This is a genomic window from Bifidobacterium sp. B4111 (assembly GCF_026537235.1).
Classification (GTDB): Bacteria; Actinomycetota; Actinomycetes; order Actinomycetales; family Bifidobacteriaceae; genus Bombiscardovia.
In genome coordinates this window covers 1-15,558 of record NZ_JAFNMO010000008.1, presented here as the reverse complement: position 1 = coordinate 15,558, position 15,558 = coordinate 1, and the positions used below count along the sequence as shown (strand labels likewise).

Annotated in this window: 7 protein-coding genes and 2 pseudogenes; 1 reads left to right on the top strand and 8 read right to left on the bottom strand. The window is 55.4% G+C overall.

The window, feature by feature from the left end; genetic code table 11:
• Positions 1 to 89: 89 nt before the first annotated feature.
• From J3T93_RS09550 to J3T93_RS09540, 4 genes and pseudogenes are all read right to left on the bottom strand, one after another.
• Positions 90 to 2,861 carry a hypothetical protein gene (locus J3T93_RS09550; protein WP_267431484.1) on the bottom strand — a complete coding sequence of 924 codons (2,772 nt, stop codon included), beginning with the start codon at positions 2,859 to 2,861 and terminating at the stop codon, positions 90 to 92.
• Between the two features lie 249 nt (positions 2,862 to 3,110).
• A complete protein-coding gene (locus J3T93_RS09545; RefSeq protein WP_267400786.1) occupies positions 3,111 to 3,419 on the bottom strand; it encodes a hypothetical protein in 309 nt (102 codons plus the stop codon).
• Positions 3,420 to 3,526: 107 nt separating this feature from the next.
• A pseudogene (locus J3T93_RS10110) lies at positions 3,527 to 3,922 on the bottom strand (hypothetical protein); the annotation flags it as partial.
• 472 nt (positions 3,923 to 4,394) lie between these two features.
• Positions 4,395 to 4,631, bottom strand: a complete 237-nt coding sequence (locus J3T93_RS09540) for a hypothetical protein (protein WP_267431483.1) — start codon at positions 4,629 to 4,631, stop codon at positions 4,395 to 4,397.
• 23 nt (positions 4,632 to 4,654) lie between these two features.
• Here J3T93_RS09540 and J3T93_RS10105 point away from each other — a divergent pair, with 23 nt between their 5' ends.
• Positions 4,655 to 4,906, top strand: a complete 252-nt coding sequence (locus J3T93_RS10105; RefSeq protein WP_416378859.1) for a class I SAM-dependent methyltransferase — start codon at positions 4,655 to 4,657, stop codon at positions 4,904 to 4,906.
• A gap of 502 nt (positions 4,907 to 5,408) precedes the next feature.
• On the opposite strand, the gene J3T93_RS09535 is transcribed toward J3T93_RS10105, so the two are convergent.
• The 4 genes and pseudogenes from J3T93_RS09535 to J3T93_RS09520 all read right to left on the bottom strand — a co-directional run.
• Complete coding sequence (locus J3T93_RS09535; RefSeq protein WP_267431482.1) at positions 5,409 to 8,849, bottom strand: immunoglobulin-like domain-containing protein; 3,441 nt, start codon at positions 8,847 to 8,849, stop codon at positions 5,409 to 5,411.
• Between the two features lie 292 nt (positions 8,850 to 9,141).
• On the bottom strand, positions 9,142 to 13,488 hold the full coding sequence (locus tag J3T93_RS09530) for a discoidin domain-containing protein (protein ID WP_267431481.1): 4,347 nt from the start codon (positions 13,486 to 13,488) through the stop codon (positions 9,142 to 9,144).
• A 524-nt stretch (positions 13,489 to 14,012) separates the two neighbouring features.
• On the bottom strand, positions 14,013 to 15,368 hold the full coding sequence (locus J3T93_RS09525) for an ABC transporter substrate-binding protein (RefSeq protein ID WP_267431480.1): 1,356 nt from the start codon (positions 15,366 to 15,368) through the stop codon (positions 14,013 to 14,015).
• Positions 15,369 to 15,473: 105 nt separating this feature from the next.
• Positions 15,474 to 15,558, bottom strand: a pseudogene (locus tag J3T93_RS09520) (carbohydrate ABC transporter permease); the annotation flags it as partial.

The following is a 15,558-nucleotide window of genomic DNA, read 5'->3' as shown; positions in this document are numbered from 1 at the left end:
GTCAAGGAAAGGGACACGCTGATGCCGCATCCGAACCTGCCTGAACAGACAGTTCCCGCTCGCATACAAGGTCCGATACCCCCACCGATTCAGGATGCAGGCGGAGTGAATTCGCGTCTGCGCCGCAGCCATGCACAGGTCAAGGCGACGAGCAGAACAAGGGAGAACACCAGAAGCAGCGTCGTATGTTTTGGAGCACCCGCGAGAGGGAGGCCATCCAATGGAGGCGCAACATCCAGGTACTGTTTATACGGTTCAGATTGATTGCCATTCGAATCCACAACCGTTACGCTCACCTCCCCAGGCTCGATCCCACTGGGGAGCAGTACCGCCCAGGCACCGTCCGCTCCTGACATGACGGTATCGCTGGTCCTGCCGGCCTGGTTGGACGGCCAGGTCACGGTCACCTTGGCATTCGCGTCGACTGTTTCGGTTCCCTTCATCACCGCCCTGCCACTGACCGTTTGCCAGTCGGCGCCGATGATCCCCGGATCGGTCGGGGTCATATCCACCATCTGATCCTTGCGGGCATCGCCCGAAGGCTTTCCTGCGGGATTGACCAAACGGGCACCGAATGTATACTGCTCGCTGCCAGGGCTGCCGTCAAAGGCATTTAGGAACACCAATGGATTAATGTCGATTTTCCAGTGCCACACATGTCCTTCCGTGACGGGCTCAATGACGATGTGACCTACCGGGGTTGAACCCCCTGAAGGGGTGCTCGTGCTGAAATCATGTTCGCCTGAGGTACCTAGGGAGGTCTCGGCACCGGATGAGGATTGGACCATGAAGACTTCCAGCCTCGAATCCGACAGGTTCGTGTCGTTCCCCGCAAGATAGGTCGGCCTGGCTGTGCCCTCGACCCTCACCGCCGATCCCGCCGGCAGAACGCCCTTGCGGGTATGGGGTACCGTTATGGCCTGCACCACCGGAGCCGCCTCGTGCTGAGCGGCGAATCGTGCTGTTGCCAGGTTGGAAAAGCCGGAGGTGAGGTTGTAGCCGGTCGAGTGCTCGGTTATCCAGGCATGATACCGCCGACGGCCCATGTCGGTGTTGACGCCCTTGCTTGGATAGGCCGTATTGTCATCGCGGATACTCCAGGTGCCGCCCTTGTTTGGATTCCTGGCGTCGTTGGGAACGCAAGCGACGGTGCCTATGGCGAACCCGCGATTGTCGGATTCGTCTGGATTGTTCGCGCTGATGGGTTTCGCTGGATTCTCGCCGAACAGGGTCACCCTGTTCGGCGTTTGGGGGTCAACGGCCGGCTGACAGGTGCCGGATATGGTCGGGGTGAGATTATCGGCCCAGACGGCTCCTCCGGACCCCAGACCGGTTCCATCGATGGAATTGATGGTAGGCGCCTGTGGAGGGTTGACACTGTACCGGTAGAAGGCGGTATCGATGGTCCAGGCCGTCTGCATCCGGTGCTCAACTTCCTTGGCATCCAGGTTCTCGATGCCGGCCTCGGGATTGTAGGTGTCCTTCTCCACCTGTGTGGTGGTCTTGCAGATCTGGCCGTTCGCATCCTTGGTTATGGGCCAAGTGAGTAACTTGAAGTATCCATCCAATCCCTGCATGGACTTGGCGAGTTTGAAGTCGATGGACCCGTCCGGGCGCTGCGCTGGCATGGGCTCACCGGCATCATTGACGGCGAACAGGTTGTTGGTCTTGGCCCGCGACGAACCGGCTGCCCTGGGTCTGTCATTATATGCGGCCCCTTGCTCGGAGCCGGAGGCGGACCCGGGTGAGCTGTAGCCCGCCGGCTGCCCTTGGACTTCCACCGCTTTGGGCGTGAGCGCCTTGACCGGCACCCACGTGTTGTTCTTCAACCCCACCCATTGATACTTAAAGGAGGTGTTCTCCGTGCACCCAGGGTTCTTGGAGGACCCTGGTCCCCCCACGTTATACCAATACACGAAGAACGATTTGGCCGGTGCCACCCCTTCCGGCACGGCCGGATTGTTATTGCCCGCGGGGAACCCGAAATCGGTCACCAACCCCCAGTTCGTCTGACGCCCGCTCCACAGGAGCGGGTGCCCATCCCAGCCGACGAAAGAAGCCGGACCACTGCAGTATTTGGCCCCTCCGGACGTTCTGCAATTCTGCATATAGAGTCTGGTACCGCGCTCCCCAATGGCATCCATGATATTGACCGATCGTGCGCTGTCCAAGGAATCCGGATTGAAGGTGCCGCACATATCATCTCCATAATTCCATACAGCGTCGCCGCATAGGATGTTCCTCCCCTGACGGTCATGGTCGATGACGGCGTACACGGCGAGTTCCTGCTTCGAACCACCCGTCTTGTAGGCGTCGATCGAGGATTTGGTATCCGTGTAGTCAAGGTCGCCTTCAATGGAGATGGCCAAGTAGTCATAAACACCTGAATTGATTATTTCGTGAACGGTAAAGGCCTCATCCTGGTTCCTCGCCCATGCGAGGGCTCCATCGTAGCTGTTTGCACCTTTCCGCCCCATGGTATTGATGTATCGGGAACGTCTGAACCTCCTTGGTTGGTCCGATCCGGAGTATTGGTACAGGAAGGACAGGGAACAACCCCTGGATGCGGCCGGCGTCGTCTGGCCTAGTGCCACGCAGTTCGGATCGAACTCCTTGTGGGGCACCCGTAGAACCAGATCAAGGCGGAGCTCATCCTGATACGAATCGACCTTATCGTTATAAGCCATGAATTGGAAGACCTTGGGTTTGGTGTCGGCCTGGGTCTCCGCACCAGCGGCCACGGCTGGAGCCCCCGTTGTTCCGATGCCGATCACAGAGGCGCACAGCACAGCCAGGCAGAGCACGACAAGCAGCGGGCCCTTGAGGAGGCGGGACATTCTCGAAAGATATCCGGCTGCCATCCGATCGCCATTACTCGCAGCTTCCTTCCTTGGCATCCTGTCGATACGATTCCGGCTTTGTTGTTCTTCGGCGCGGAACATATACTTCCTTTCCTCCCCCTTGCCCTCAGACCATTCACTTCTTCATAAAACGAGCCATAGTGCCGTGATGAAAGTCGTGAATGAATTAATTCATTTACTTTTCCCTGATTATCACTTGTTATTATCCATCAATTGGCATTCATTATAAGTGGATGAAGAAAAGACGCTTCAGGCGCCACCTAGGAAGAAGGATAAGCATCCTCTATGGTCGGCCGACAGGGCGGCACACGCGGGCCGCTCCTCCACCAGCAGAAAAGCTGTGCGCACAATGTAGGCACCGCAAAGGGGATCGCGGACCTGAGCCTGTGTGCGTCGATCCGCCCGATTTCGCAGGCGCTCAAGCATCTCCCGCACCTCGTGGTGCGGTTGCGCCTGTGAACTGTCGGCATCCTCCCAGCGGGACACGGCCAGAGGTCGCTCGCCGCCACGATCGGCGATCCATTTCTGAGTCCCCTCCCCCAAGGCATCGTGCAGCATTGGAAACATTGCCTTGCTCCGATGCCCCGTGGACGGTAACCGCCACACTGGCACGCCCCGTAGAACGCCCAGGGACCCTCCGGGTGGTCGGCCTCATACCAGGCGCGCACATCGCCGGGCCTGATCTCCGCGACTGGCTTGCCTTTGAAGTACGGCAGGAAGTGGGAGATGTCCGCTTTCAGGTTCCTTTTCGTGGCACCCCGCAGTTCTGAGTTCCCGTTCCTCTTCCTATGTTTCATCCATTCCTGCAGGTAATCCTCGAACAGGACTTCTTCGTCTTCTGGTTTCGACTCGGCGTTCCTGCCACTCGGAGGCCACCAGGCCCGTGTTCCCTTGTCATGAAAAACGACCAGGCAATGCTCACGTTCCAGCCAGGCAAACGCTTCCGTACGGTATTCCGGCCCGAACTGCCTGCCGACCCTCCTGCCGTGGTCAAGCGGGTTAGCATACCCGCCAAGCCAGACGGTGACGCGCCCACTCCCGACCTTCTTTAAGGAAGACACTCCCCCACTTACTGCGAGAACGGGTCATAGCTCACCTTTCATGCTCATCGCTTCAACGGAACAAGACATGAAAGAGAGAACCGCAAGATTATAAAAGAGTCAATAATTCGGGGAGGGCACCCAAAAGCGTACCTATCGAGAAAACCCTGGGAACGCGCGCATCCCATGGCTTCCCCTCCCCTTGATAAACCCTTATCCAAGGCAAGCAAATGACATGGACGGATGAATCAAATACCTCGACCACGAACAAATCCTAACAATAAAACAGCAACGCAACAGACCGCCCGAGACAGAGAAAAACCAAATCCAACCAGCAAACAGAAACATTCAAATCACAAACAGGGCACTGTGCATTTGCTAACGAAGTGGATGTTCAAGATATAGCAGGGTCACATAATTGTATATGATCGATTAATCTGCACTCGAAAGAGTGTTTATTATATTTCCTGGTTCGATCACCGTCGTTAGGCATCTATCGGAAAGGAACACCATGCTTCATAAAATGCACCAGGACGAGGTTGTACAGAATAATCTCAACTGAAATGACGGGGCAGTTGTGCATGCCGACGGTAGCTATGGAGATCTTGACGATTTTGCAAAGGACGCATCGGCCCTGTCGCCAGTGGCCTTGCGCGATCTGGAAGTTTTGAAGCCCCACCTGCCCGAACACAGCATCAAGGGGTTGCGTCTTTTGCATCTGCAATGCCACATAGGCACTGATACCCTATCTTGGTGACGCTTGGGTCACGAGACGTTTATGGCCTGGATTTCTCTCCCACCTCGCTGGATTATGCCAGGAGTCAGTCTGAACGAACCGGCGCATCCATAATCTATGTTCAAGGCGATGTTCGCTACGCTGCAAATGCCATGCCCGAGCAGAAAAGCTCGTTCGGTGTAAGCATCACCAGCAATGGAACCATCACCTGGCTTTCTAATCTGGAGGACTGGGCTCGCTCAATCGCTCCCCTGCTAGCAGACGGTTGAATATTCATGATCCGCGACAACCATCCACTGCTTTTCGCCTTGAACAATGAGGGCATGTCAATAGTTCCAAGTTATTGTGGCGGAACAGAAACGACTTATAAGACGGATCAAACCTACACGTCATCAGTCGACTCGATCGAAGATGGGACAAACCCCGAATTACACATTCCATCAATCACAGTTGGGCTCATGACTTCCAGGAAATAAGCAGCGCCCTGCTGGAGACCAGACTGACTATAGAGGCCATAGGCGAGCATAATGTGGACGACTGGCAATCACTGCCAATGCTTGAGTACAGTCCTGATCTCAGGGGATGGATCATGCCCCACAATCAGCCCCGGGTCACCCTGACCTTCTCGACGGAAGCCTAAAAGGAAACTTAACCGAGCAAGTACGAACATGGTCTGGCTTAACCCGGCGGCTCGTCCGGCAGATTGACCGATACCCCTATCACTGAAGATAGGGGTATCAGCATTTCACATCACACTGGAATGAGGCGCTATCACTTGCCCTCCATCCCGTGTCGACGGATATGCGGAATCAGCCCGAAGCTGACTAGGGCCAACAGCATGCTTAGGGCTTCCATCACTAGGAAGAATCCCGTGTTCGGCCCCGTCTCTGAAAGCCTCGAACCCTCAGAATGCTTGTGAGTTCCGGTCTTGTGCTTTAAACCGGTACCCTTACCGGGATTGATGCAGGAGCTGCCGGCCGGATTCTTAGACTTGTTGGAAGAGCTGCCTCCAACGGGGCTGACCGTGACTATCCGCTTTTCAGATGCCTGTTTGCCCCTTGAATTAGCAACCGTGTAGTCAAGCGTATATTGCCCTGTCTTAGCACTATTCACGGATCCCTGTACTTGAATCGCCTCGGTAATGTCACCTTCCAAAGAATCCACTGCACTGACCCCGGCCTTAGGATCGAAGCTGAGACCCTGATCGATTTTCACATTGGATGCTCCCGAGATCACAGGCTGCTGCTGCACAGGCACTGGTCCTAGGGGCAGCGAACCCTTGATAGAGATCCAATTAAGTATTGGCCCAGTCCCCGTAGAGGAATCCAAGGTGAAGGTGACTATCCTATTCCAGCCCTGCGGAATCTTGATCCTTCCGGAAGCAATCGTTCGTCCGCCGTTGACAGTCGCGGTCGTCAGCCGATTCTCTGTACGGAATGCCGGAAGATTGTCATACGAATAGCTAATCACAGTCGGTCTGCTCTGGCTCCACCAATCATGGAAACCGAAAGAAACCTGATGTTCGCCAGGTGCCAGTAAGACCCTGTAGGATAGTTTATCTTTCTTGCCATTAGCGCCGGCATATATCCCTGACCTATAGGGATCGGCATTGCCGTCAGCCTGTTTTCCAAAGTTACCGGAGGTATTGCCCCACAAATCGTCAAAGCCCTGGTCGGCAGACCCATTGGCCAATTTGCCATCATGCAAAGCAGTCAGCGCCTTGTAGGTGGGCGAGGCCTCCCCTCCATTGACATCAATAAAGTAGGACAGTCCGTCTTCCACCTCCTGAATGCTGGCTCTGGCAGGCAGCGTTGTGCCTTCTACGATGCCCAGCACCTCGGTAGGCGCATAGAGGATCAAGCTCGACGCATCGGTCAGCCAGCGCACGGCCCGCTCCTCGCTTTTTCCATTCGCCTTGTTGACGCTCACCTTGTCCGGAAGCCCGGGCTGTCTTCCCCGCTTGAATGTTCTGATGCCTTGAACCTGCTGGACTGAAACCACCTGGTCGTCATCCTGCGCAGAGACTCCGATCCAACTCAGCAACGGATCGCCGCCGCCTGTGGATCTTGTCAGGAAGGTCACGCTGTCGGCATGCTCCAAGGTGAAAGTGATCGGATCGGTGGCATTCCCGGCCTGAACAGGCACAATATTCGTCTTGCCTATGGTCTTGTCATGGCAGACGACCGAGAACTCAGTTTGGCGCTTGTTGTTCCACCACTCCTGATAGCCCGCCTGAACTGTATAAGTACCGGCTGGCAAATCCGCCTGATACCGTATGTCCTTGCCGGATTTTGCCCAGTAGCCTGTTTCGTAGATACCGTTCTGGCTGGTCTCGTATGCTTCGACATCGGAACCTATGCGGCTGCTCAGACCCCACTTGCCTTGAGCAGTGTATTCCTGGTCGCTGCGGTCTGCATTCATCAGTCGTGGAGCCTTGGTTTTCAGCTTCCGGTAGTAACTCGATTCATTCGAAGGGGCCGAACCCGCGTCAATGAACAGACGGGAGTTTTCCGGATAGATGGAAGCCGTGAAGCTGATAGGCGCATTCTGGTATTCAGGCAGCTTCCCCTTGAACGTCACCTGCCCGTATGGACGGTCCGTGCCAAAGTAGGGCTCCCAGTTGACCGTGGCCTGTCGGATGGCTGTCTGACCGCCCACTCTGATGCCTAGGCTCTTGGGCAGCGCAGCAACAATTCGACTGACCGAACTGCTTTCAGTCGGCAGATTGGCATTGACCACATCGATGGCCTGATACTTGTCCATACCAGACAGTTTCCAGTCCGCAGCCGGCAACACCTGGACATGCCCGTTCACCAATTGCATCGGTGTCATCACATACCTGGACTGGCTGATGTCATTCCCGGTGTCAGGGTTGAACCAGCGGTCGCCCCAATAGAGGAAAACGCCGTGCGCGGGGTCATAGGGAATGACCGAGCTGGATTGGGTCGAGAAAGAATTGGCCGGGCTTTGGTTCCAGCCATTCCCCTTGACGAAAGGCGATCCTACCTCCGAGTAAGGCCCTAGAAAATCGTCACCCTGGCTGATTGCGTACTTGTTTTCATTGGGTGCCCAGCCGGTAGTGCCTGAATAGATGATGTAATATCTGCCGTTCCACTTGAAGGGAGCCGGCGACTCCTTGCTATTGCTGGCCACGATGTTGTAGGTGTCGCCTGCGGAGACATCGACGCCCTTTTGCTGTCGAGCGTTCGGCTCAACCAGCTTGGTGTAGGTCTTGTCCAGAAGCGAGATGGTCAGATCGCGGTTTTCGTTGCTGGAATACACCAGATAGGCATCATCAACACCGTCATGATTCTGATCCTTGCCGGAGTCCACGTACAGGTTCATGTCACGCGCCATGCCAGGGTTACCGGCATTGGCACCGGGACTCATACGGAAGGATCCCAGGTACTTGTATGGCCCAGCAGGATCGGAACTCTCAGAAATGGCGACTCCGGCCTTTGCCTTGGAATACGTTGCAGTGGCCTCGTTGCCATATCGTGGCCCATCCGCATGGAACCAGATCACCCAGCGTTTGGTGGCCGGGTTATAGACCATCTTGGGACGCTCGAAGACACAGCTGGACTTCTTCGGATCCGATCCGTCGCCCTTCAGAGCCTTCAAATCCCAAAGCAGATAGTCCAAGGCTTGCTGAGGGCCGGAGATGTTGGCATTGGATGCATCCGTGGAGAATGCCTTGAAATCCTGGCCGTAGATGTTCGTGTAATCCGGATCGGATTCAAGGTTGGCCACATTATAATAACGCTGGTAGACGCGGTCAGAGCCCGCCAATTTACCAGCCAGATCCTTGTCGCCCTGGTAGGTCTGAAAGCCCAGCCCCTTATCTACCCAGTTGCACAGATCGTCGGAGTAGTATATCCGCACGCCATGCGCTACCAGACCATCAGTTTTGTCCTCGCCGCACATGACGTAGACATATCCGTCTCCATCCGCATCCAAGCCCCGATCGGCAGCAGGAAGAAGAGCAGCACTGACCCGTTGAATTCCGGCACCATGCGCTTGCAGCAGATCACCCTTGTTGTCAAAAATTCTGTCGCCATTAGTGCCTGTCACTGCAGTGTAATGGTAGATGAAGCGCACGGCGGCAAAGGCCTGCTTCAAGTCCTTGCCCGCCTGATCCTTCTCGCCTTCATCGGCAGAGCCTGAGGCTAGGACTCCCTCGGCCACAGACCGAGCATGCTTCAACTTATCCACGTCGTCCTTGTTAGGCTCTGCATGATCATAGGGCGCTGTGCTCTGATCATCGGATCGATGACCTGAAGCCAGTGGCTGCAGATCCTCAACCCTCGTGGTATCCAGTATCGTCCGGAGATCATCATCCTGAGCGGTTTTCAGCCGGCTGAATCCGGCGGAACCGAATTGCTCTGTTTTCTCCTGTACGGCCATAGCCGCAGATCCGGGCGACAGGAGCGCCAAGGCGACAACTGCCGCGGCGAATCCCAATATATTTCTTCGATTGAGCTTCATCGCTTTCCTCTTCTCCGCATCATCCCAGATGACGGCGAGCCGCCGCTAATGCTGATCCTGCGCATGGCAGGCAGACTGCGATCGCTAGAATCGTTGGCATCACATTCGCACCGGTCTGACTCAAGGCGCTGCTGCCATCTGAGCCGCCCTCTTGCTTGGCATGAGCGAGGGCTCCTGGACCACGACCCGAGCCTGGCTGTGAATCAGCGTTTCCGACATTGCCATCAACCACATCCACCTGGAAGGTCGCACTGACACCACGGTAGGTCACGGTCACAATTTTCCTGCCTGGCTGTGCTGAATCAAAACCGCTCACCAGCAATTCAGGGTCGTTGATGCTGATATCCACCTTGACAAATTCCTCATTCGGCACTGAATACACAGCTTTGACAACCATACCGGATAAGTCGAGTCGCTCATTGAGCAGATATCGGGTTTTGCTGGGTGGAGTGACCAACAATTTCTGAAGAACGGAAGAAACGTAGTTGACGGTGTACTCGGAGCTCCCTCTGCCGTCAGCCGCTTTTACCGTGATCACATCCTTGCCGCCTAGAACGTTCCCGTCACGTTTGACGGACTCCTCGGCATTGACATGCCTGACCTTCACCGTAGCGGCAGTATCGCGGGCAAAGGCTTGTAGCTTCGGATTGCTTTCCGCGCCGACCGGGAGCTGTACCGTGTAGTCAGTCTTGTCAGGAAGGAATCCGTCTATGGTCTTGCCATCCAACCGCAAATCGCCCAAGGCCTTATCAGCGGAGGGCATAGGTTCAGCCTTGACTTGCGCCTGAGTTCCCAGAACCTCGATTTCCGCGACGTTGATATAGACGCCTGTATCCTGCAGGGTGTTGGTCAGACGCAGTGCCTTGGCGACTATGGGTGTAGACATGCGGAAGTCAGCCACAGGAGTGTCCTCATCCGTAGATGTATCCGCGCCGAAACCTGGCTGGACATACCAGCCGCTCTTCACACCGACCCTCTGCCAGACACCCTTGTCGTCCTGATACTCCAAAGTCTGGGACTTAGGCCAGGAAGCACGGCCGTCTCTGAAGAAGGTAGTCTTGACCTCGCTGATGGATTGGAGGTTGTCGAAGGTGAAGGTAGCAACCGGAATCCCCGCCTGGTTCCAAGTGGACCAGCCCTTGTGATCGCTGTCGCCGTCTATGGCCTTTGCAGCCGTCGAACCTTCCTGCACATTCACCTTGAAGTGAGAGCTGGAGGACGGAGCGATATTGTGCACCGGATCAGCCTTGGGAATGGCCCAAGCCTGTATTTCGGAGGTGTTCATGAAGTCCCCCTGCACCGTATTGACAATTCGAGCCTGCCTGGCCTTGACCTGGGCATTGCCCTTGAATGTCACAGTCTGTCCCGGCTTTGGACTCGCAGCTGTTCCCAAGGGAAGCCAGGTGCGACCGTCCAAGCTGTATTCAGCCAGCGCACTGATTGGAGCGTGGTCGCCATAGGTGATGACCAGTGAGCCTAAGTCCCGCTCCTGGCCGAAATCTAGAGTGGCGGTGGGCTTGTGTGAGTAATCGCCTGCGGAGTTCCATGTCACCCAGGCCTCGGCGGAGGTATCCCCGTCTGTCAGCTTTTTCCACTGTTCAGCCTTGCCGTATTCGGTTTGCTGATCAGTGACTGTCAGGTTGCTGCTGGTGTCAGCAATGTTCTGCTCTTTGGCCTGCATCAGATAGACCGAGGCTGTCACTGGCAGCCCGCCGTCTCCGACCGACCCCAAGCGTCCTTTGACTGTGAGTCTGTCGCCTGCATGCGCTTCGGCAAGCTGTCCATCCAGTTGGGAGAAGTCCCACTTCACAGCTGTGCGGTCTGCATCCATAGCCTCCGAGGCACCAACGTGCGCATGAACCGGGGCTGCTTTGATTGCATCCTCCACCTGCTGACGGCTTGCACCAACCATGAGGGTGACGGATACCGGATCAGTTACTGTAAAGTCGCCGATGTAAACCTCAGCCTTGCATGCGATGGAATTGCCAAACACATCGACGGCCTGCCCAGTCACCTGGTACCGACCTTCTTTGCTGACGTCGATCATACTGGTATCCCATTGAACAGGGACCGGAGACCCGAGTCCCCAAGGATAGTAGGGAGTGACCGTCGTCGGCATAGTCAAATGTCCGCCTTTTCGGGCCTGAACATAGACCTGCTGCACGCCCGAAGGCTTGGTAGACCTCAGAGTCCAAGCCTGGTTTTCACCACCATTGGAAGAGTAAAGACCGACCGGCGAACCAGCGGCAGTGGCCTGTCCACTCACTTCAAGTGCGTTCTTACTCGCTGCATTGACCATACTCCATGTGGTTCCACCCTCGGTATTAAATATCCAAGACTGCCGCGGATCCGGATTTGTCGTGTCGATGGAGCCGGCGACCATTCTGCCTTGATCATTCAATATCTTTTTCCCGGTGGGATCGGTGATCATGAACAGCTTGAGTTCAGGACGTTCTCGCGAGGCTTTGACCTGATGGTAGACGAAGGTCTGTGCTGGGCCACTCTGTGAATCCGCCGCCGAATTCTCAATGGTCAGGCTGCCATCACTCCCGGTTTGAAGAGTACGTCCGGATTGTTGCCCCACAAGCTGGTAGCTCTCACCATCCTTCACGCCTGCCTGATTAGACTGACCGCTCACACCAGACAGCTGAATGGAGGCGATCGAACGGGCCGGCAATTCAACAGTGGCCGTCTTGGCGACTGTATCGATATGGACTGCTCCCGGACGCTCCTGGTTGGAGTACCCGTTCATGTAATCCATGGTGGCCTCGTAAGGATCGCTTTTGGATTCAGGCGCAGTGGTCAGGAAGAGCTTGCCGCTGGCATTCTTGTCAATGTTTCCATAGTTGGATAGATCAATGATTAAGCGCTGTTTATTGTCGCTGTCATTGCGATGGATGATGGTTTGCGTCCTACCGTCAGCCGAACGAGCAGTCATATTATCCTTGGTGGCATCGTTGGCCAGGATCGAATCCCCTTCATGGATAAAGTGGGTGTAGGCCCGGACCGCGTTGTACTTCGAGTTGACTACGACGGAACAAGGCTTGATGCCTCTGGTCGTACCCCCATTGTTGTCTACGGCACGCTCGGAATACAGTTTTCCGTCACTGCCCGCAACAGTGCAGTCAAAGTCGATCAGGACGGTCCCCCAATTGGTGTTCTCCCCTCTGGGATTGGCTTGATGCCCATTGACATCCTGGTCCCCGGTCGACATATTGTACAGATCCTCGACCACCTGCCAGAAAGTGAAATCCTGCGATTGCAGTGCATAGACATCACTGTTGATCTTGCCTGCCATGCCCAGGCCGTTGTCGAAGCCATAGGGGTTGAATCCCCCACCCTGCCAGGAGCCGTCTACCTCGCTCATGGACATGACCTTGCCGTCCCCTTGGGCAATGTCTCTGGCCACACGTTGGCGATTGGTGCCGTATGAATGCGTGTTGTACTGCCCTATGGCATCGCGCACATTCTGCGAATATAGATTGTAGGAATCAACAAACTGTCCGGAGTCGGTTGCATCCGTCGCAGAGACCTTGACGCCCTTCAAGCCTTCTGACTTGAGCGCCTTGGCCAAGGCCAGAATAGTTTGCTGAGCCTTGACGTTGTCGACATGCATTCCCTCCTGGGGCTTCTTCACCGCATTTGAATAAGGCGTGACAGACTTGTCCTTATCTGCATAGTATCGATCCCAATAGCGTGTGATCAGGGCCTGTTGATCACTGGACCAAGCGTCTGAAACCCTTCCGCCCGGCGTTCCCCAGTAGGCCGTCTCCGACTCATTCAAGGGTTCGACCGTATTGATCTTTACCTTGTTGCCGTTGTCAGCCTTCAACTGATCCAGATGACTTACCACGCTGGCTATGTATCCAGCGAACTTCTCAGGATCCTTGAGGTTGTTGTCTCCGGATCGAAAACCGCCAGTGGCATACCCATCTTCGGTCATGAACCAAGGGGCTGAGTTGGCAAAAGCCTCAAGATGAGTAATATCGCCGTTTTTGACTCCGCGTTTCAGCCACCATTCCTGCGCCTTCACGGACTTGGCGGCTCCGCTCTTAGAAGACTTGGGACCCCACACATAGGAATCCTCCGATGCCGGATCAAAGGCCTGATCCAAGGCATTCCCATCGGACTGTTTGGTCGTCACGCCACCATACAGCCCCTTGCTTCCGTCAGGATCTTCCGCCCAATATCCAGGAACTGCCGCCCCCTGGCGCATAAAGGGGTATCCATAAGCCACATCTGAGGCGTTGCCTCCGCCAATGTTGAAACGGGCCTTATTCAGCCCCAGTCCTTCTTTACCGAAAATACTGGTGTAGAACTTCTCCCGCAGCTGCTTGCCATACTCCAGTGCCTTGGCATCCGTCACGGAGTTTCCGCTGCTGCGGGTAATGGACCCTGGTTCACCATATTGGCCTGTGGCATTGGCAAACCAGGCCAATGAAGTGCCCCAACCTTGGAAGGGACCATTGGCATACCACGGGTTAGGACGCACCGTCGCTGTTGTTGGGGGGGAAGGCTCGGCATAGGCAGGCATGAGACCGCCTACAGCCGTCGAAGTTGCCGCTATGATAACCGCCATAGTTCGCATGAATTTCATAAGTATGCCTCTTATCCTTCTTCAGACATTGAAGACAAGGAATTGCCGACGTTGCCTCTTCGTTGCACGACAACAATCGAACAGATGACCACTGCTAATGTGGAACATTCTGGTATTGATCATTCTTAAAAAGTCTTACCCGCTTTACGTCTTATAGAAGACCGCAGGGAGAGCACCACGATGTGCATGAAAAAACCGGCCAGGGAAAGCCAAGGGAATACCCCGGAACCCCTCTGGCCGGTATACCTTATTAAGGAACCTACGCTACAGCGCTGACTCGATGAGAGTTACCCTTATTTCTTCACCGTGTAGCCCTGTTGCTTGGCGTAGTTCTGCAGATCCTTCTGCCAAGCCGCGATCCCCTGATCCAATGTGGCCGACTTGGAGGTGAAAGCGGTCATCTTGTCGCCGTAAACTCCACGTGCGTAGACCTCAAAGGGCAGGAACTCATAACCAGGTAGCACATTCTTAGCGGCTTGTGACAGGACCTCGTTGAACTTCTGGCCGCCGAAGTAGGCGTTGTCCTTGCCGTCGGCATCTTTCAAACTGGTCATCGAAAGGAACTCGTTGGACTTCAGCGTGTTGTTGTCAGCCGGGAAGGCGCCGCCATCGACACGGGTCTTAATGCCCTCGGCGTTGTGGCAAGCGTATTCCAAGAACTTGTATGCGGCCTTGCTCTTGGAATCGTCCTTGGTCTTGATCATAGCCAGAGAAGACCCGCCGTTCTCGGAATTCTCAGTTCCGCCTTTTTCCCAGGTAGGCATTTGCGCCACACGCCATTTGCCAGAGGCATCAGGGGCTCCGGACAGCAGGTTGTAGGGCATCCAAGCGCCGGTGAGCAACGAGGCGATCGATCCGTCGTTAAGTCCCTTGTTCCAGTCGTCCGACCATCCGGGAATCTTCGTGTTGATCAAGTCCTCATTGATCATCTTCTGCCAGTAGTCGTCCCACTTCTTGACCTTGGGGTCACCGGTCAGATTGATGGTAACGGTCTTGCCGTCCTTGCTGGTGGCAAAGGGCTTGGCGCCGGCCTGCCAGGTCATGGAATCGAAGAACCCTGCATCGCCTGAGTCCGAAGTGATGTAGGAACCGACGGCCTTGATCTTCTTGGCCGCCTCGTAATACTCATCCCAGGTCGTAGGTACTTCAGTCACTCCGGCCTTGTCGAACACTTCCTTGTTGTAGAACAGGGCCATGGGGCCGGAATCCATAGGCAGTGCGTAGACGCCCCCATTCAGATTCACTGAGTTCCAGGTACCCGGCGTGTAGAAGCTCTTGTACCCGGAGGCGCCCATGTCAGAAAGATCCTGCAACTTGTCCTGAGTAGCATACTCGGGCAGAGCATAATACTCGATCTGTGCAAGGTCAGGGGCGCCCTTGTTGGCGGACAGAGCGTTGTTCAAGGCCGTGTACTCTTTTTTGTTGGTGCCGACATTGGTGACCTTCACCTTGATGTCGGGGTTCTTGGCTTCGAATCCCTTAACTGTTCGAGGAAGGGTCGAATCCCAGGACCAGACCAAGATTTCGGTCTTCCCGCCTTTGCCCGACGCAGAGGAGCCGCTGCCGGATCCACCGCAGCCGGCGAGTCCAAACGCCATGGCTACAGCACCTGTCAGGGCTATGACCTTCGTCATCTTTTCGAACCTCATTGTCCCTATCTCCTTTTCTGTTGTCCTTGGCAACAACACATGACTATTGATATCTTTTCGCTGTCCTACGGCTCAAGGCCTGTAGCACGGTTTTAGTTTCTTTTGTTATTCTTTGACGGCTCCTGCGGCGAGGCCGGATTGCCAGTATTTCTGCAGGAGGAGGAAGGCGATGACCAGGGGGATGATGGTG

Coding starts and splice junctions, on each gene's coding strand:
- J3T93_RS09545 (WP_267400786.1), bottom strand. CDS start 3,419: ATGCTGCACGATGCCTTGGGGGAGGGGACTCAGAAATGGATCGCCGAT.
- J3T93_RS09550 (WP_267431484.1), bottom strand. CDS start 2,861: ATGGCAGCCGGATATCTTTCGAGAATGTCCCGCCTCCTCAAGGGCCCG.
- J3T93_RS09525 (WP_267431480.1), bottom strand. CDS start 15,368: ATGAGGTTCGAAAAGATGACGAAGGTCATAGCCCTGACAGGTGCTGTA.